Origin of the sequence: Natrinema amylolyticum (genome assembly GCF_020515625.1) — an archaeon.
Classification (GTDB): domain Archaea; phylum Halobacteriota; class Halobacteria; order Halobacteriales; family Natrialbaceae; genus Natrinema; species Natrinema amylolyticum.
This window is the reverse complement of the sequence record NZ_JAIWPJ010000002.1, coordinates 900,001-917,050: the sequence shown is the minus strand read 5'-3', so window position 1 is coordinate 917,050 and position 17,050 is coordinate 900,001. Positions and strand designations below refer to the sequence as shown.

The window sequence follows — 17,050 nt, the reverse complement described above, 5'->3', positions numbered from 1 at the left end:
AGCCCTACCCGAGAATCGAGTCGACGGCCGCGTGATCGGATAACAGCCGCTCCATCCGGTCGACGGTCTCTTCGTCTCGAGTTCGCCCGCTCCGGACGATGTCCTCGGCGCGCTCGACGGTCGTGAGGGTGTCCGTCTGGACCGACAGGATCGGGACGCCCTTCTCGCTGGCCTGGCCGAGGATCGCCCCCGAGGGACGGTGGCCGCCGGTGAGGATGAGACACCGGACGCCGGGTGCCTCGAGCGCAGCGGTGTGAATCTCGGCTCGGTCGCCGCCGGTGATGACGGCGGCGTCTTTCGTCCGCCGGAAGTGGCGCAGCGCGCTGTCGGGTCCCATCGCGCCGACGCTGAACCGTTCGACGTAGTTGTCCCGCCCCTCGTCGACGAGCGTCGAGGCCCCGAGCTCGTCGGCGAGTTCGGCGACCGTCACGCCCGACAGCTCCCGCTCGCTCGGCAGAATCCCGTGGACCGGAATTCCGCGGCCCTCGAGGAACGGGACCACGTCCGTCTCGAGCTGGTCGTAGGCCGCGTCGGGGACGTCGTTGAAGACGACGCCGGCGAGCCGATCGCCGAAGGTCTCGGCGGCGGCGATGACGTCGTCGACGTCCGCCGGAATCTCGTACGGTGCGATCAGGAGGACGCGCGCGTCGAGCAGGGCCGCGATATCGGCGTCCGCGAGTTCCACGATTCCGCCGACGTCGTACCGGCCGCCGCCCTCGACGAACAGCCGGTCGCGGTCGGCCGCGAGCGTGTCGAACGCCTCCGCGACGCGCTCGCGCAGTTCGGCGGGATCCTCGCGGCCGCGGATCGCCTGCTCGACGAACGTCGGCGAGTAGACGATCGGCTCGAGGTCGTGCATCTCGGCCTCGAGGTCGAGCAGCTCGCGGGCGAGCAGCGGGTCCTCGTCTACGGTCTTCCCCACGTTGCTCTGCAGTCTGGTCCCCTTCGGTTTCATGTAGCCGACGCTGTCGCCCTCGGCCGCCGCGAGTCGGGCGAGCGCCAGCGTGATCGCCGTCTTGCCGGTGCTCTCCTCGAGCGAGCTGACGAGCAGCGCGTCGGTATCGCCGCCGGAAGCGGTGGATCCGGTGTGGGTGTCGGTCTCGGGTTCGGTGTCCGTCGGGTCGTGGTCTGAATCGGTGTCGGTCATGGTTCCTCCGTGTCGAGTTCGTCCGTGTCGACGGTGAGTCGCAGGTCGATCGCCCGGACGCCGTCGGGGCCCGCCACGAGCGGGTTGATGTCGAGTTCGAGAATCGACGGGAAGTCGGTCACGAGCTGCGAGAGCCGCTGAATCGTCTCGACGACGCGGTCGACGTCCGCTGGCTCGCGGCCGCGGGCCCCGCGTAACAGCGGTGCCGCCTGAATCTCGTCGACCATCTCGCGGGCCTCGCCCTCGCCGATCGGGGCCACGCGAACTGACGTGTCCTCTAAGATCTCGACGAAGATGCCGCCGAGCCCGAACAACAGCAGCGGGCCGAACTGCGGGTCGCGGTTCATGCCGACGATGGTCTCGGTGGAGGCCTCGAGGTCGAGCAGTTCCTGGACCTGCACGCCGATGATCGTCGCGTCGGGCTGGTAGTTGCGCGCTCGAGCGACGACGTCCTCGTAGGCGTCGTAGACGTCCTCGTCGGCCACGCCGACCTTGACGCCGCCGATGTCGGACTTGTGGGAGATGTCGGGGCTGACGATCTTCAGGACGACGTCGCCCTCGATCTCCTCGGCGACCTCGCGAGCGCGGTCGGGATCGTCGACGATCTCTCCCTGCGGGGTCGGGATGCCGTAGGCCTCGAGCAGTTTCATCGACTCGACGCCGAGCCGGTTGTCGCTCCGTCGCCGGGCGCGCTCGAGCACCTCGCGAGCGCGTTCGCGGTCGACGTCGAACGCCTCGGGTTCTTCGACCGTCCGCTCGCTGATATCCCGGTAGCGGGCGAGCGCGTCCAGCCCCGATACGGCCCGCGAGGGATCGAAGTAGTTCGGGATGCCGGATTCCCGCATCGTCTCCTCGGCGTCGCGGGCCCGCTCGCCGCCCATCAGGCAGGTGACGACCGGCGTGTCGTGGGCCTCGAGCTTCTCGATCACCGTCTCGGCGAGGTCGTCGTAGGACAGCACCGCGGTCGGCGCGGCGACGACGACCGCGCTGCCGACGTTCGGGTCCTCGAGCGCGATCTCGAGGGCCTCGCCGAAGCGTTCGACGTCGGCGTCGCCGATCGCGTCGATCGGGTTGTAGACGTTGGCTTCGTCGGGCATCGCCTCGGCGAGCCGGTCGATCGTCTCGTCGGTGAAGCCGGCCATCTCGAGGCTCGAGTCGCCGACGGCGTCCGTCGTCAGGACCCCGGGGCCGCCCGCGTTCGTGACGACGGCGACGCCGTCCGATTCAGGCTCGGGCAGTCCCGCCAACGCTCGCGCGTAGTCGAACAGTTCCTGAACGGAGCGAGCGCGGAGCACGCCGGCCTGCTCGAGGCCCGCCTCGTAGGCCCGTTCGCTGCCGGCGATCGCGCCGGTGTGGGACGACGCGGCCTGCGCGCCGGCGTCCGTTCGACCGGACTTGACGAGTACGATCGGAGTGTCGGCAGTCACCTCGCGGGCCGCCTCGATGAACCCCTGCCCGTCGTCGATGTCCTCTAAGTAGCCGATGATGACGTCGGTATCGGGGTCGTCGCCCCACTCGCGGACGAAGTCCGTCTCGTCGAGGACGGTCTTGTTGCCCAGCGAGACGATGTCTTGAAAGCCGATCCCCTGTTCGTTGGCCCAGTCCAGCACGGCGGTGATGAACGCGCCCGACTGGCTCATGAAGGAGATCGAGCCCTCGAGAGCGTCTTCGGGGCCGAACGTGGCGTTCATTCCGTTCGGCGTCGACATGATCCCGAGGCTGTTCGGGCCGACGACGTTGAGGTCGTTCTCGGCGGCGATCTCGCGCAGTCGTCGCTCGCGCTCGGCGCCCTCGCCGCCCGTCTCGGCGAAACCGGCCGTGATGACGACGACGTTCTCGGTGCCCGCGTCGGCGAGTTCTCGGATCGACTCGAGCACGATATCGGGCGGTACGACGACCACCGCCAGATCGATCGGCGGCGCGCGCTGCGCGTCCTCGTAACACTCGAGCCCGAGCACCTCGTCGCGCGAGGGGTTGATCGGCACGACCTCGCCGGCGAACCCGTCCCGAAGGTTCTCGAGGATCGCCCGGCCGACCGCGCCCTCGCGGTCGGTCGCGCCGACCACGGCGACGGTCTCGGGATCGAAGAGTGCGGATAACCGTCCCATCGCTCCGGAGTTGGCCGAGTAGGCCGTTAAGGATGTGGCATGTTCCCGCCGTCGGGGAACCGAGTCGGTGGTCACGCGATGGCAGCGGTTCGCCGGCGGCCACCCGACGACGTCACGCGATGACAGCGGTTCGTTGGCGACCGCTGACCGGTCGAGAGCGCCGCGCTCGAGTCCCGATCGGTCGCCGCGGTCGATACCGTTATCTGGCTATCATGTCAATCGAACCGGTGTCCCCTATGGATCGCCCTCGTCCCCGCCCCATCGCTGGCGCGACCGCACTACTCGGTGTCCTCAGTCTGGTAACTGCGGTGCTGTACTTCGTAACGATCCCGGAAGACCCGCCCGGAGACGGGTTCGCGGCCGGTCTCGTCGGCCTCTTCGTGATCCTGTGTCTGATCGTGGGCGTCCTCGCACTCGTGGAAGCGGGGCTACTGTTCCTCGTCACTCGTCGCTGGGACCCGGCGGAACGGCCGCGACGGTTACTCACCGCAGGGGCCGTCGCCGGTGGTCTCTCGGTTCTCCTCCTGGTCGTCCCCATGCTGGTCGCGCGGGTGTTCGAGGTGTTCGTTCCCAGTCCCGTCGCGTACGGAACCGGTCTCGGACTCCTGCTCGTCCCGATCGGTATCGTCTGTTCCGGACTCGGTGCGATCATCCAGCTCGTCGACGCGGTGCGGACCGACGCTCGCGCGTGACGAGTCAGTGCGTCGAGATCGCCGCCGTCGACCGGCTCGAGGCGAGGATCGCGAGCAGGTAACAGGCGATGGCGACAACGACGATCGAGCCGCCGGTGGGCAGCCCCTGGGAGATCGAGAACGCGAAGCCACCGATGACCGACACCTGTCCGAAGAGAATCGAGAGCGAGAGCGTCTCCCGGAAGCTGTTGGCGATCTGGGTGGCGGCCGCGACGGGAACGACGAGCATCGCGGCGACGAGGATGACGCCGAGGATCTGCATCGCGCCGACGACGACGACCGCCGTCATCACGATCAGCAGGGTGTTGTACCAAGTCACGTTGAGCCGCGCGACGCGGGCGGCCTGTTCGTCGAAGGTGATGAAGAGCAGTTGCTTGTACGTCGCCACGATGACGACGACGACGAGCACGCTGATGACCGCCATCAGCCGCGCTCCGGACGGCGTGACCACGGAGATGCTCCCGAAGAGGTAGTCTCGGATGTTAATTCCGGTTGTTCGGCCATGACTGATAAGGAGCGTGCCGACGGCGAAGCTGCCGGTCAGCATGATCGCGATCGGCACGTCGCCGTAGGTGTCGGTCCGCTCGATCAGCCACTGCACGCCGAGCGCGCCGAGAATCCCCACGATCAGCGCGACGACCATCAACGAGCCGTCCCAGCCCGTTACCGAATTGACGAGGAGGCCGACCGCGACCCCCGCGAAGGCCGTGTGAGCCAGCGTCTCGCCGATCAGGGCCATCTCGCGGTGGACGAGATAGGTACCGACCAGCGGCGCGACGACCCCGATCAGGACCCCAGTCGCGATCGATCGCCACATGAACGGATGGGAGAAGACGTTCGTCCCGAGGAGGGAGTCCAGCAACCGGCCCGCGATCCGGGCCTGATCGTAAATGCCGCCCGCGACGGGGTACGCTCGCAGCGCGTCGACGGTCAGCAGGCCGATCATCGCGACCGCGAGGACCGCGGTCAGTCCGATACCGATCTGCTCGAGCCGTCGCCGAACGGAGCCGGTCCGACTCATCAGTGGTGATGGTGGAGGACCTGACCCGTCGCGCCGTAGGCCTCGGTCAGGGCGTCGCTTTCGACGAACGATTCGGTGTCTCCGTGGTGGTAGAGCTCCGTGTTGATGCAGGCGATCCGGTTCGCACGGTCCGTGACGACGCCGATGTCGTGTTCGATCAGGATGATCGTGATCCCCGACGCGTTGAGCGACTCGAGCAACTGGTAGAACGCGTCGCGCGATTCGGCGTCAACGCCGACGGTCGGCTCGTCTAACGCCAGTAGGTCGGCCTCGGAGGCCAGCGCGCGTGCGATGTAGGCCCGCTGGCGCTGGCCGCCCGAGAGCTGATTGACCCGGCGGTCGGCCAGTTCGGAAATGCCGACCGTCTCGAGGGCGTCGTCGACGCTCGCGTGGTCCGCATCGGTCAGCCGGCCGTGGCCCGCGTGGGCGAACCGACCCATGGTGACGGCCTCGCGGACGGTGACCGGCATCGAGCCGCCGCGGCTGGTCGCCTGCTGCGAGACGTAACCGATCCGCTCGCCGTCCTCGAAGGCGGAGACCGGTTCGCCAAAGAGTTCGATCGAGCCGCTGTCGGGGCTGTACAGGCCGAGCATGAGCTGTAGGAGGGTCGTCTTCCCCGACCCGTTGGGGCCGACCAGGCCCAGAAAGTCCCCCTCCTCGACCGTCAGCGAGACGTCTTTGACGGCCGGCTGCTCGCCGTATGCGAACGTCACGTTTTCGAGAGTTACGACGGTCACTGTGCGCCTAGTGCTTCTCTGAACGCGGGGACGTTTATTTCTTCCATTTGTTCCCGGTAGCCCCAGCCCTGCTCGTCCCACTTCGCGAGGGTGCCCGAGAGGTGGGTCAACGGCATCGCGTCGGTTGCGTCGCTGCCCTCGAGGATCGTGTCGACGAGTTGAGGGTACTGTCCTTCGGGCGCTTCGAAGGGGTCGTAGAGGACGGTGTCGATCCCCTCCTCGTCAATGAGCGCGATCGTCTCGGAGATCGCCTCGGAGGAGGGACTCTCCTGCGGTGAGACCCCGACGGGGGTATGGATTTCGAACCCGTACCGCTCCTGAAGATACGTAAAGGAGTCGTGGCCGGCGAGGACGGCAGTCCCTCTGTCGGCCGACGCGATCAGCTCCTCGAACGTCTCGTCGAGTGACTCGAGCTCGTCGGTGTACGCTGCGGCGTTGTCCTCGTAGGTCTCGGCGTTGTCCGGATCGGCGTCGGCGAGGCCCGTCGTGATGGTATCGACCATGTCCTGTGCGAGTACGGGGTCGAGCCAGGCGTGGGGATCGACCGATGAGTCGTCGTGGTCGTGGCCATCGTGAGACTCGTCGTGGTCGTCGTGATCGTCATCGTGACCGCCGTCGTGGGAGTCATTGTGCTCGTCGTGATCGTCATGGTCCGCTTCGTGACCGCCGGCGTCGACCTCGTGATCCCAGCCGAGGAGTCGGTCGTCGAGCCCCGCGAGCCCGTCGATCACCGTGACGGTGTCGTAGTCGTCCTCGAGCGTCGTCGCGATGTCCTGTGCCCAGGAGAACTCGGGCGTGTCGAGGTAGACGAACGCACCGCCGTCGGCGATCTCTCGGGTGAGGTCGCCGCTGGGCGACCAGCCGTGTCCGGCCTCGCCGGTTCCCACGGGGTTCTCGAAGTCGATCGCGTCGCCGCTGATCTGCTCGGTCCAGTCCCACAGGGTAAAGAACGCGGCGTGGCCGGTGTCGAACTCCGCGGTCGCGCTACCGACGTCGTCGAGACAGCCGGCGATGGTGCCGGCGGTGACCGCGCCGGCACCCGCTCTCACCAGCGCGCGTCGTGTCAGGTTCATAATCGAGGCTAGTCTCACCGGAGTATAAGAGTTATTATCCTAGTCCAGAATGTTGTTAATAGAGGCGACTGGAGACGCCGTCTGTTAACAACTACTGGCCATATATCGGTCCGAGTTATTACCGGCGTCGAGCGCGACCGCGGCGATGCGATCGCGGCGACGCGCTCCCATTGCCCTCATTCGATGACCGAGGCCGGCGTCGCGTCGGCATAGGTCTGCAGCTCCCGCGGATCGATGGGAAAGACGGCGTCCGGCGTTCCGGCGGCCGCCCAGACGGTCTCGAACTCGAGGAGCGTTTCGTCGACGACGACCGGAACCGACCGGTCGTGACAGAACGGTGGGACGCCACCGATCGACCAGCCGAGCGTCGTCCTGATTCGATCGGGATCCGCCATCGAAACGGCCGTCGCCGGCGCGTCGAAGTGCTCGCCGAGCGCCGCCTCGCTCACGCGGTTCGCGCCGCTGGTGACGGAGACGGCGAGCGACCCGTCGACGTCGAAGACCAGTGAGCTCGCGATCTGGGCGACGTCACAGCCGACCGCTGCGGCGGCGTCCGCGGCGGTCTTCGTTCCCTCGGGGAACTCTTCGACGTCGGGATCGAAGCCGTACCGCTCGCGAGCTCGCTCTGCGAACGCAGTTGCGCGCGGGTGCATGGACCGGTTTCCGAACCCGGCTGAGAAAAACCAGTCGCTTCAGCGACACGGTCGTGAGAGTTCCGCGCCGACTACTCGAGGGACACCACGAGTTCGATCCCGTCGAGTCGGCGATACGCCGGTTTCCGCCCGGGCTCGGCGTCGCGAACGACGTCGAACGCGTCGAACCGGACGACGAGCCGCCCCGGATCGATCGTCGCTCGGAGTACGGGACCGCGACTCGTCACGACGACGTAGGGCGGTCCGGGGACGGGACGGGCCTGAAGGTCGTAGCCGGTCGCCTCGACTACGTCGGCGAGTACGTCGGGCAAAAGTCGGAGAATGCCAGCCTCCTCGAGAGCCCGGCGGAGTCCGTCGGCGACCGCGTCGCCGTCGGTCGTTCGGGAGGTATCCCAGGGGTCGGCGATGGCGTCGGCACAGGCGTCGATCCCGTCGACGATCGAGACGTGTTCGGCCTGAATTCGACGTCGAGCGGCCCGGACTGGTTGGGACACGGTATTCGGTCGAACGGCGACTCACTAAGATGTCTCGACTCGAGCGTGCGTGTCAGCGAGATCCACCGCCAGCCTCGGCGACTCTCCGAGTAATCGGAGCCGATAGTATAGTTTTACTGTCGCCCTCGTGAATGAGGCCATATGACATACCGGAAGGTCAACTACGAGGAGGTCGAGCAGGTCTCGAGCGCGATGCACGTTCTCAGCGACCCGCTCGAGACCGAGCAGGTGGGGGTCACGGTGGCCCGTTGCGATCCGGGCTGGAACAGCAAGCCGCACGACCACACGGACAACGACCACGAGGAGGTGTACGTCCTCATCGAGGGGACGGCGACGGTCGTCGTCGACGACGAACCGGTCGCGATGGAAACCGGTGACGCGCTGTGGATCTCGCCCGAATCGACGCGCCAGATCCGCAACGGCGACCGCGAGAGCGCGTTCGTCCTCGTGAGCGCGCCGAGTATCGCGGACGAGGACGGCGGCGACGAGTGGTCGCTCTCCGGGTTCGCGGGCTAGTCTCGAGTCGCCATCGGGCTGGTCGCAGACCACCAGACCGCCGGTCGGCGGGACGGTTTAGTGGCCCCGCGTGGTCGTCGGCGGTGGGTGACTCTCCATTTACTCGAAACACCACGCGGTCGTATCGCTCGTCGTCGCCGGGGTCCTGACCTATCTACTGCCACCGATTTCCCTGTTCGGCGACACTGTTCCGACCGCGGCCGTCGTGGCGTACGGCACCGCCGTCGGCGTCTTCATCGATCTCGATCACTTCCTCATCGCCCGGTTCAAGACCGGGCGCTGGGACGCCGTCCGATTCTGTCTGTCGAATCCGCGTGCAGCGGTCGCTGATCAGTCGGAGATCTTCGAGCCCGGCGACGTCGGCGTCCTCTCGCGGCTGTTGAGCCACGTGGTGATCGGCGGCGTCGTCGTTCCGGCGATCGCCGCCCTCAGCGTCCCCCTCGCTATCGTGACCGGCGTCGTCCTCTATGCCCACCTGCTGGCCGATCTCGTCTGGGACATCTATCTGCTCGAGCGACATGCGGACGCGGCCGTCTCGATCGACGAACTCGTCCGGATGGTCCGGTAGCGGATGATCGCCGCGATATCCCCGTTCCGGGTTGCACTATTTGCCCCCGGTTATTTCCACCGCGCGTCCGTCTTGCGGGTATGGAACTACTCGATGACAGCATCGTCCCGGAGCACGCACGCGACGTCAAGGCCGAGGCTCGCGAGTTCGCACGGGAACACATTCGACCCAACGCTCAAGAATACTTCCAGTCGGGCGAGTATCCCGAGGAGATCCTCGAGGCGGGTCGGGAAGCGAACCTCGTGGCACAGGACATCCCGGAGGAGTGGGGCGGTCGGGGACTCGATCTGGCGCAGTTGCTCGCGCTCACGGAGGAGTTCTACCGGGCCGATGCGGGGATCGCGCTGACGCTGCAGTTGGCGAGTTTCGGCTGCGAGATCACCTACGAGCACGGGACGGACGAGCAGTGCGAGGAGTACGTTCGGCCGGTCGCCGAGGGCGAGCAGCGCTCGGGACTCGCGGTGTCGGAGCCGGAGACGGGCAGCGACCTCGCGGGGATGCAGACCACGGCCGAAAAGGACGGCGACGAGTACGTCATCAACGGCGAGAAGTACTGGATCGGCAACGGCGTCGAGGCGGACTGGATCACCCTCTACGCGCGCACCGGCGACGACGAGGACAACCGCTACGGCAACCACTCGATGTTCATCGTCCCGACGGATACCGACGGCTACGACGCCGAACACATCCCCGAGAAGATGGCGATGCGCGCCTCGAAGCAGGCCCACATCGAGTTCGACGACTGCCGGATCCCCGAGGAGAACCTGATCGGCTCGGAGGGTGACGGCTTCATGCTGCTCGCGGACTTCTTCAATCACGGTCGCGTCGCCGTCGCCGGCCACGGCCTCGGCATCGCCGCCGCCGCCATCGAGGAGGCCTGGGAGTTCACCCACGACCGCGAGGAGTTCGGGCGGACGATCAGCGATTTCCAGTCCGTCCAACACGGCCTCGCGGACATGCTGGTGGAGTTCGAGAGCGCCCGGACGCTCGTCTGGCGCGCCCGCGAGAAGGTCGCGACCGAGGACAACGCCGGGTACTGGGCCGCGATGGCGAAGACGAAGGCGACCGAAACGGCCGTCGACGTCGCCGAACAGGGCATGCAGTTCCACGGCGGCCGCTCGATTCTCGACGAGCGCCGGATCGCCCGCGTCTACCGTGACGCCCGGATTCCGGTTATCTACGAGGGCGCGAACGAAATCCAGCGCAACCTGATTTACGGCCAGGCGCCCTGAGCGGACATCCCCCGGCTCGAGCTCCCGTCAGTTTCTCCGAGGGACCCGCCCAAACTGATCAGTCGAAAGAACAATCCCGTTCGGGATCATGTATCCGGCAAACCGGGTACCGTCGTGCCAGCAATGTTTCCAGTCAGCGTTCCACCGATATGAGCCGGCCGCGCGTGCTCTGTGTGAGCAGCGATCGCTCGACGCGAGCGTCGATCACGCTGTCGCTGACGGACGCTCCTGTTAACGTCATCATCGCACACCGATTCGTCGATGCGGTCGACCGACTCAATCACGAGCCGATCGACGCGGTCGTCATCGACGCGCGAACGATCGCGAACGTCGCGGCGCTCGTCGACACCGTCGACGCAGCGACGCCGACGTTCGTCTACCAGGAAACCGACGGCGAGACCGGTGCCGTGCTGACGCGCGTCAACACTCGAGCAGCCGACAGCGATTCCGAGACGGAACTGGCGACCACGATCACCGAGGGCATCGCGGCGGGAACGGGCGCCGAAATGCCGACCCCGATCGAGGACGACGCCGACGGGACCGCCGCCGGCGACGGGACCGTCGCGGCCGATCGAGAGCTTCCCGACGACCTCGAGCGACTCGTGAGTCGGGTTCGGAGCCGGCTGATCGACGCCACGTCGCCGCTGACCGTCGAGCGGGTGCTCCGCGAGGAACTGACTGGCGGCGATCGGTTCGCGGTCGCCTGGATCGGCGAGTACGACCGCGGCGAACGGGCGGTCATTCCGTGGCTGTCCGATCCCGAGGCCACGGAGTGGCCGCTCCAGCGACCGTTCGGTATCGGCACCGGCGACCACCCGCTGCTCGAGCGAGCGATCCGGACCCGAACGCTCCAGGTCCGTCAGTGTGACGAGGGCGACGGCGCTGCCGTCCCGTTCGGCGAGCGCGCGATCGAACAGGGCGTCCGGTCGATCGCCGTCGTCCCGCTCGCCGCGAACGGCGACCTGTACGGCGTCGCCGTCATCTACGCGAGGGACCCGCTCTCCGAGCACGAACGAGAGGCGGTCCGGGCGGTCGCCGAAGCCGCGTCCCACGTCCTCGAGACGATCGCCGTCCGAGGCCGACTCGAGCAGCGGGAACGGACGCTCCATCGGTACGAGCGCCTCGTCGAGACGGCCGGTGACGGGATGTACGTGCTCGACGACGCGGGTCACATCATGACCGTCAACGACGCCCTCGTCGAGATGACCGGCTACAGCCGCGAGGGGCTGCTCGGCGAGCACGCGTCGATCCTGTTCAATCGCGAGGACATCGAGGCCGGCGAGGTGATCATCCGGTCGCTCCTCGAGAGCGGCGAGCGTACCGACACCCTCGAAATGACCGTCGAGACGAAAGCCGGAGAGACGATCCCGTTCGAGGCCCAGATCGCCGTCCTGGTTCCCGACGGGGAGTTCCTCGGCTCGGTCGGGGTGCTTCGGGACGTCACCGAACGGAAACGGCAGCAGCGGAAACTCCGCGAACGCAACGAACGACTCGACGCCTTCGCCCGGATCGTCAGCCACGACCTCCGGAATCCGCTCGGCGTCGCACAGGGCTATCTGGACCTGCTCGAGGAGACCGGCGACGCCAAATACGCCGAGAAGACTCGCAACGGGCTCGAGCGGATGGAGTCGATCATCGAGGACGTCTTGGCCATCGCCCGCGAGGGCGAATGGGCGGCCGACACCGACCCCGTCGACCTCGAGTCGATCGCTCGCGAGGCGTGGGATCACGTCTCGACGGCGGAGGCGACGCTGTCGGTCGCGGAGACGATGACGATCGCAGCCGACCGCTCGCGACTCCTGCGGCTCCTCGAGAACTGTTTCCGGAATAGTATCGAACACGGCGAGACGACCGAGACCGTTCGCATCGGTCCCCTGAAAGGTGACGAACGTGCGGAGGCGACGCGAGGGTTCTTCGTCGAGGACGACGGCGAGGGGCTCCCCGCGGAAATCCGGGACGAAATCTTCGATCCGTCAGCGTCCACGTCGACGGAAGGGTTAGGAATCGGCCTCTGGATCGTCAGAGAGGTCGCTACCGGACACGGATGGTCGGTCGTCGCGACGGAGAGCGATACCGGAGGGGCACGCTTCGAGTTCGAAATCGACGCTCAGTTCTCCGATTGAAGGTCCTGAAACGCGCCGACGAAGTCGTCGTGAGAGGACATGCCGGAGACCGTCTCGTCGACCCGCTTCGCGAGCGTTTCGACCCGGTCACAGAGTTCCCGGTACTCCTCGTTGTCCGCGAGTTCGCGGTCGGCTTTCTCGGACTCCAGTAACGCCTTCTTCGAGACGAGGGCGTAGTACTCCTGAATCTCGGATTCGTAGTCCGAACGATCGGTGACGTCCGCGACCATCTCGACGAGTTCGTCCTTCGAGACCGGTTTGACGAGATAGTCGTCGAAGCCCATCTCGATGATATCGAAATCGGGATCGACGGCCGTCACCATGACGACCCGCGAATCGTATCCGTGCTCGCGGATCCGCTCGAGTACTTCGTCCCCGGAGAGTCCCGGCATCCGCCGGTCTAACAGGACGACCTCGACGGAGTCGGCCATGCTCTCGAGCGCTTCCTCCCCGTCGTACGCTGTCTCGACGGCCCACTCGTCCTGTAACCACGCGGCGAACAGGTCCGCGAGTCGAGCTTCGTCGTCGACGACGAGCACCTCGGGCCCGTCACTCATCGGGTAACCCCTCCGTTCTCTTCATCGATTACAGCCACGCGTCACCAATGGTACCTCTGGGTGATAAATCTCGCGACCAAACATCATATTTCGTAAACATACATCGTTCAAATACGGTCAGTAGTTCGGGTACGTATCGCATTTGAGCGCAAAGGATATCATTTCGTCGACTTGATATCGCAGCCGAGAGTCCTCGAACCGGTGGACGCGACGATCGAGAAAGACTCGCTACGTCACGGCTCCCTCACGGTCGCCGTTCGCGTCGAGATCCACCCCTCGGTCGGATCTCGCACCGCTCGTCGGTCGACGGTCGCCTCACTTCCCTTCGAACTCCGGTTCTTCGTCACCCATGAAGGCCATAATACCCTCCATCAGATCGTCGGTCGCCATTAGGTGGCCGAACGCGGAGGCCTCGTACTCGAGGCCGGCCTCCGTGTCGTCGCGGCCGGCGAGCATCGCGCGCTTGGTGAACTTCTGGGCGATCGGCGGGCCCCCGGCGAGGTCGGTCGCCAACTCAAGGGCGCGGTCCTCGAGCTCGTCGTTATCGACGAGTTCGTTGACGAAGCCGTAGTCGGCCATCGTCTCGGCGTCGTAACGCTCGGCAGTGAGGATGATCTCCTTCGCGCGGCCCTCGCCGAGGACGTGCTTGAGCCGCTGGGTACCGCCCCAGCCGGGAATGAGTCCGAGATCGAGTTCGGGCTGGCCGAACTCGGAGCGCTCGCTCGCGACGCGCAGGTCGGCGCAGGTAGCGAGTTCCATCCCACCACCGAGGCAGAAGCCGTCGATCCCCGCGACGACGGGCATGTCGCAGGCCTCGAGTTCGCCGAACGTGGACTGTCCCAGCCGCGAGAGCTCCTGGCCCTCGATCGGGTCGGCACCGTCGCCGGCCATGCTCTGGACGTCCGCCCCCGCCGAAAAGGCCTTCTCGCCCTCGCCGGTGACGAGGAGCGTCCGAACCTCGTCGTCGGCCTCCAAGTGTTCGATCGCCGTCGACAGCTCCTCGAGGAGGTCGTCACTGATGGTGTTCATCCGGTGGGGTCGGTCGAGAACGATGTGGCCGACCATGTCGCCGGGGTGCTCGATGCGGATCGTCTCGAAGTCCGTCGCCTCCGCATCCGCGTCCGCCTCGGCCTCGTAGAAGCCGCCCGCTTCGGCCCGTTCCGTGAGGTACTCCGCGGGCGCGTACCGCTCGTGACCGGTCTCCTCGTAGGCCGCCGCGAGCGTCTCGCGGAGCGCCTCGAGGCCGTAGTCGTCGACCAGCTTGACGGGACCGTCGGGGAAGCCGGCCCCGAGCTTGACGGCCTCGTCGATCGACTCCGGCGGGGCGACGTCGCCGCCGATCAGCTTCGCGGCCTCGTTGGCCATCGTCGCGAGGAGCCGTTCCTTGACGAATTCCGACTGCTGGTCGGTCGGAATCTGGACGCCCTCGCCGTCTTCGTAGTCGTAGAACCCCTTGCCCGTCTTCTTGCCGAACTCCTCGTTTTCGACCTTCTCCGCCAGAAGCGGAGCCGGCTCGTAGGCCTCGCCCAGCACCTCGTGCATGTACTCGAGGACGTGATAGCTGACGTCGTTGCCGACCTGATCGCCGAGTTCGAAGCTGCCCATCGGGAGTCCCATGTCGTACTTCGTCGTCGAGTCGACCTCGGCGATGGTCGCCTCGTCGTTGCTGACGAGCCACGCGGCCTCGTTCATCAGGGGCACGAGGATGCGGTTGACGATGAAGCCGGGCGAGTCCTTGTGTACTCTCACCGGCGTCTTGCCGAGGTCCTCGGCGAGTTCTGCCGTCACCTCGAGGGTCTCCTCGGCGCTCTCGGCGCCCGAAATCACTTCAACGAGCTGCATCCGCACCGGCGGATTGAAGAAGTGCATCCCACAGAACTGCTCGGGCCGGTCGGTGAACTCGGCGAGATCCGTGATCGAGAGGCTCGAGGTGTTCGTCGCGAAGATCGCGCGATCGGGCGCGGCCTCCTCGAGTTCGGTGTAGACGTCCTTCTTGATCTCCATCTGTTCGGGGACCGCTTCGATGACGAAATCGGTGTCGGCGACGGCCTCCCCCATATCGACCAGCGGCGTCACCCGATCGAGGGCGGCGTCGGCCTCTTCTTCGGTGAGCTGATCGTTCTCGGCGAGCTTGCCCAGCGACCACTCGATCTGCTCGTAGCCGTTCTGGACGAACTCCTCTTTGATATCGCGCATGTTCACGTCGTAGCCCGCCATCGCGGCGACCTCCGCGATACCGTGGCCCATGTTGCCCGCACCCAGAACTGTGATGGTGTTGATATCCTCGAGTTCCATGGTCCAGAATCCCATTCGGACCCGTTTCAACGTTTCCCTCTCCTTTAGTAGAAACTATATTTCTGTTTACTCCCGGTTACAAAGCTCTTTATCACTCGGATAGTAACGATCGTCCATGGAATTCGGACTCAGTGACGAACAAGAGCAGATCCGCGACGAGGTCCGCCGGTTCGCTGAAAACGAGATCGTCCCCAACGCCGAGGAGTACGACACCGAAGAGAAGTTCCCCCACGATATCGTCGACGAGGCCGCCGAGATGGGCCTGGTCGGCTCCTCGATTCCCATCGAGTACGGCGGTGCCGGCTACTCGACGCTCGAGTCGGCCATCATCGCCGAGGAACTGTTCTCGCACGACCCCGGCATCGCGCTCTCGATCATGGCCTGTTCGTTCGGGACCGAGGCCATCCGCGAGTTCGGGACCGAAGACCAGAAGGAGCGCTACTTGGAGCCCGTCGCGCTGGGCGAGAAGATCTCCGGCGCTGCGATTTCGGAGCCGGACACCGGCTCGGACGTCTCCTCGGTGTCGACCCGCGCCGAGAAGGACGGCGACGAGTGGGTGATCAACGGCAACAAGATGTGGATCACCAACGGGACCGTCGGCGACTTCTTCGTCGTCCTCTGTAAGACCGACCCCGACGCCGACAGCCGCTACGGCGGCTTCAGCCAGATCATCGTCGAGTCCGACCGCGACGGCTTCAGTTCCGACAAGATCACCGGGAAGCTCGGCATCCGCGCCTCCGACACCGCCGAACTCATCCTCGACGACGTTCGCGTCCCCGAGGAGAACCTCGTCGGCGACCGAGACGCCGCCTTCCTCCAGCAGATGCAGTTCTTCGACGCCACCCGAACCGGCGTCGCCGCGCAGGGACTCGGGATCGCCAAGGGCGCGCTTGAGGCCGCGCTGGACTACGCACAGGACCGCGAGCAGTTCGGCCAGTCCATCTCGGAGTTCCAGGCCATCCAGCACAAGCTCTCGGAGATGGCCACCGAGACCGAGGCCGCGCGCAACCTGACCTACAAGGCCGCCTGGAACGTCGACCAGGGCAACGACATCACCAAACTCGCCTCGATGGCCAAGGAGTACGCCTCCCGCGTCGCCGTCGAGGTCTCCAACGAAGCCGTCCAGATCCACGGCGGTGCCGGCTACGTCAACGACTTCCCCGTCGAACGGTTCTACCGCGACTCGAAGATCACCCAGATCTACGAGGGCACCACCGAGATCCAGAAGAACGTGATCGCGCGGGAACTGCTCGAGGACTAGAACCGAACTTTTGCTCTGCGGGCCGGCGAAGCCGGCCCTCGGCAAAATCTCGAGAGAGCTTTGCTCTCTCGGACCTCGCGGGAGCTTCGCTCCCGCTTAGCTTCGATGAAAAGCACTCCTCCCTCCCCTACGGGTCGGTTGTCGGCCCGCTCGCTCACTGGCTCACGGCTACGCCGTTCGCCTGTCCGCGGCGCTTCGCGCCGCACACCCGTTCGCTCGCGGTCGTAATCAGACAGCGGCCTGCCCTCCCCTGGAGAGCGCGGCTCTCGCAGTCGCTCGAGCCGCGCTCTCGGCCATCAGCTTCCCCTGATCCGTCGGGTCAAACGACCGCGAGCGCCAGCGACAGCGCGACGAAGGCCACGTGCGCTGAAATGTATACGGCCTCGAGACTCTGTCGCCAGAACAGCTACCAGAAGACGAGGCCATCGATCGCGTTGCCGGCGGCCCAGATATCGAGGACTGCACGAGGACCGCGACCACGGGAAGAGGTCGGAACCGTCTCGGGGACATTCAAAGTCACAATATGGCACTAGGAACGTTTCTACCGCCAGTTCTGCATCGTTCGGGGTGGGA

The 17,050-nt window shown here is 66.1% G+C and carries 15 protein-coding genes; 6 read left to right on the top strand and 9 right to left on the bottom strand.

What is annotated here, in order from left to right; all coding sequences use genetic code 11:
- Positions 1-4: 4 nt before the first annotated feature.
- Both LDH66_RS14745 and LDH66_RS14740 read right to left on the bottom strand, forming a co-directional pair.
- Positions 5-1,147: a phosphotransacetylase family protein gene (locus tag LDH66_RS14745; protein ID WP_226481828.1), complete on the bottom strand. Its 1,143-nt coding sequence runs from the start codon at positions 1,145-1,147 to the stop codon at positions 5-7.
- Positions 1,144-3,255 carry an acetate--CoA ligase family protein gene (locus LDH66_RS14740; RefSeq protein ID WP_226481827.1) on the bottom strand — a complete coding sequence of 704 codons (2,112 nt, stop codon included), beginning with the start codon at positions 3,253-3,255 and terminating at the stop codon, positions 1,144-1,146. The genes LDH66_RS14745 and LDH66_RS14740 overlap by 4 nt, the downstream gene beginning before the upstream one ends.
- Before the next feature lie 236 nt (positions 3,256-3,491).
- Between LDH66_RS14740 and LDH66_RS14735 the strand changes: the two genes are divergently transcribed.
- Positions 3,492-3,947, top strand: a complete 456-nt coding sequence (locus tag LDH66_RS14735; protein WP_226481826.1) for a hypothetical protein — start codon at positions 3,492-3,494, stop codon at positions 3,945-3,947.
- 4 nt (positions 3,948-3,951) lie between these two features.
- Here LDH66_RS14735 and LDH66_RS14730 read toward each other — a convergent pair whose 3' ends face one another.
- The 5 genes from LDH66_RS14730 to LDH66_RS14710 all read right to left on the bottom strand — a co-directional run bounded on the left by LDH66_RS14730 (position 3,952) and on the right by LDH66_RS14710 (position 7,925).
- Positions 3,952-4,968 (bottom strand): metal ABC transporter permease, encoded by a 1,017-nt coding sequence (locus tag LDH66_RS14730; RefSeq protein WP_226481825.1) that lies wholly within the window; start codon positions 4,966-4,968, stop codon positions 3,952-3,954.
- Positions 4,968-5,705: a metal ABC transporter ATP-binding protein gene (locus tag LDH66_RS14725; protein WP_226481824.1), complete on the bottom strand. Its 738-nt coding sequence runs from the start codon at positions 5,703-5,705 to the stop codon at positions 4,968-4,970. The genes LDH66_RS14730 and LDH66_RS14725 overlap by 1 nt, the downstream gene beginning before the upstream one ends.
- Positions 5,702-6,778, bottom strand: coding sequence for a metal ABC transporter substrate-binding protein (locus tag LDH66_RS14720; protein ID WP_226481823.1), 1,077 nt, complete (start codon positions 6,776-6,778; stop codon positions 5,702-5,704). Before LDH66_RS14720 ends, LDH66_RS14725 begins: the two co-directional genes overlap by 4 nt.
- 176 nt (positions 6,779-6,954) lie before the next feature.
- Positions 6,955-7,431 carry a YbaK/EbsC family protein gene (locus LDH66_RS14715; protein WP_226481822.1) on the bottom strand — a complete coding sequence of 159 codons (477 nt, stop codon included), beginning with the start codon at positions 7,429-7,431 and terminating at the stop codon, positions 6,955-6,957.
- A gap of 71 nt (positions 7,432-7,502) precedes the next feature.
- Positions 7,503-7,925, bottom strand: coding sequence for a DUF7988 family protein (locus tag LDH66_RS14710; protein ID WP_226481821.1), 423 nt, complete (start codon positions 7,923-7,925; stop codon positions 7,503-7,505).
- A gap of 141 nt (positions 7,926-8,066) precedes the next feature.
- Here LDH66_RS14710 and LDH66_RS14705 point away from each other — a divergent pair, with 141 nt between their 5' ends.
- The 4 genes from LDH66_RS14705 (at position 8,067) to LDH66_RS14690 (ending at position 12,364) form a co-directional block, all read left to right on the top strand.
- Entirely contained in the window at positions 8,067-8,441 is a 375-nt protein-coding gene (locus LDH66_RS14705; RefSeq protein ID WP_226481820.1) for a cupin domain-containing protein, read from the top strand.
- Positions 8,442-8,613: 172 nt separating this feature from the next.
- Positions 8,614-9,009, top strand: coding sequence for a hypothetical protein (locus tag LDH66_RS14700; RefSeq protein ID WP_226482020.1), 396 nt, complete (start codon positions 8,614-8,616; stop codon positions 9,007-9,009).
- Between the two features lie 80 nt (positions 9,010-9,089).
- Complete coding sequence (locus tag LDH66_RS14695) at positions 9,090-10,241, top strand: acyl-CoA dehydrogenase family protein (protein WP_226481819.1); 1,152 nt, start codon at positions 9,090-9,092, stop codon at positions 10,239-10,241.
- Between the two features lie 149 nt (positions 10,242-10,390).
- Positions 10,391-12,364 carry a sensor histidine kinase gene (locus LDH66_RS14690; protein ID WP_226481818.1) on the top strand — a complete coding sequence of 658 codons (1,974 nt, stop codon included), beginning with the start codon at positions 10,391-10,393 and terminating at the stop codon, positions 12,362-12,364.
- Here LDH66_RS14690 and LDH66_RS14685 read toward each other — a convergent pair.
- Together LDH66_RS14685 and LDH66_RS14680 are read right to left on the bottom strand one after the other, a co-directional pair.
- On the bottom strand, positions 12,349-12,921 hold the full coding sequence (locus LDH66_RS14685; RefSeq protein WP_226481817.1) for a HalX domain-containing protein: 573 nt from the start codon (positions 12,919-12,921) through the stop codon (positions 12,349-12,351). The genes LDH66_RS14690 and LDH66_RS14685 overlap by 16 nt on opposite strands.
- A 315-nt stretch (positions 12,922-13,236) precedes the next feature.
- Complete coding sequence (locus LDH66_RS14680) at positions 13,237-15,216, bottom strand: 3-hydroxyacyl-CoA dehydrogenase/enoyl-CoA hydratase family protein (protein ID WP_226481816.1); 1,980 nt, start codon at positions 15,214-15,216, stop codon at positions 13,237-13,239.
- A gap of 115 nt (positions 15,217-15,331) precedes the next feature.
- Between LDH66_RS14680 and LDH66_RS14675 the strand changes: the two genes are divergently transcribed.
- Positions 15,332-16,477: an acyl-CoA dehydrogenase family protein gene (locus LDH66_RS14675; RefSeq protein ID WP_226481815.1), complete on the top strand. Its 1,146-nt coding sequence runs from the start codon at positions 15,332-15,334 to the stop codon at positions 16,475-16,477.
- Positions 16,478-17,050: the final 573 nt, after the last annotated feature.

Bases quoted from the DNA above. Each gene is read 5' to 3' on its own strand.
- LDH66_RS14745 (WP_226481828.1), bottom strand. From the start codon at position 1,147: ATGACCGACACCGATTCAGACCACGACCCGACGGACACCGAACCCGAG.
- LDH66_RS14740 (WP_226481827.1), bottom strand. From the start codon at position 3,255: ATGGGACGGTTATCCGCACTCTTCGATCCCGAGACCGTCGCCGTGGTC.
- LDH66_RS14735 (WP_226481826.1), top strand. From the start codon at position 3,492: ATGGATCGCCCTCGTCCCCGCCCCATCGCTGGCGCGACCGCACTACTC.
- LDH66_RS14730 (WP_226481825.1), bottom strand. From the start codon at position 4,968: ATGAGTCGGACCGGCTCCGTTCGGCGACGGCTCGAGCAGATCGGTATC.
- LDH66_RS14720 (WP_226481823.1), bottom strand. From the start codon at position 6,778: ATGAACCTGACACGACGCGCGCTGGTGAGAGCGGGTGCCGGCGCGGTC.
- LDH66_RS14715 (WP_226481822.1), bottom strand. From the start codon at position 7,431: ATGCACCCGCGCGCAACTGCGTTCGCAGAGCGAGCTCGCGAGCGGTAC.
- LDH66_RS14705 (WP_226481820.1), top strand. From the start codon at position 8,067: ATGACATACCGGAAGGTCAACTACGAGGAGGTCGAGCAGGTCTCGAGC.
- LDH66_RS14695 (WP_226481819.1), top strand. From the start codon at position 9,090: ATGGAACTACTCGATGACAGCATCGTCCCGGAGCACGCACGCGACGTC.
- LDH66_RS14690 (WP_226481818.1), top strand. From the start codon at position 10,391: ATGAGCCGGCCGCGCGTGCTCTGTGTGAGCAGCGATCGCTCGACGCGA.
- LDH66_RS14685 (WP_226481817.1), bottom strand. From the start codon at position 12,921: ATGAGTGACGGGCCCGAGGTGCTCGTCGTCGACGACGAAGCTCGACTC.
- LDH66_RS14680 (WP_226481816.1), bottom strand. From the start codon at position 15,216: ATGGAACTCGAGGATATCAACACCATCACAGTTCTGGGTGCGGGCAAC.
- LDH66_RS14675 (WP_226481815.1), top strand. From the start codon at position 15,332: ATGGAATTCGGACTCAGTGACGAACAAGAGCAGATCCGCGACGAGGTC.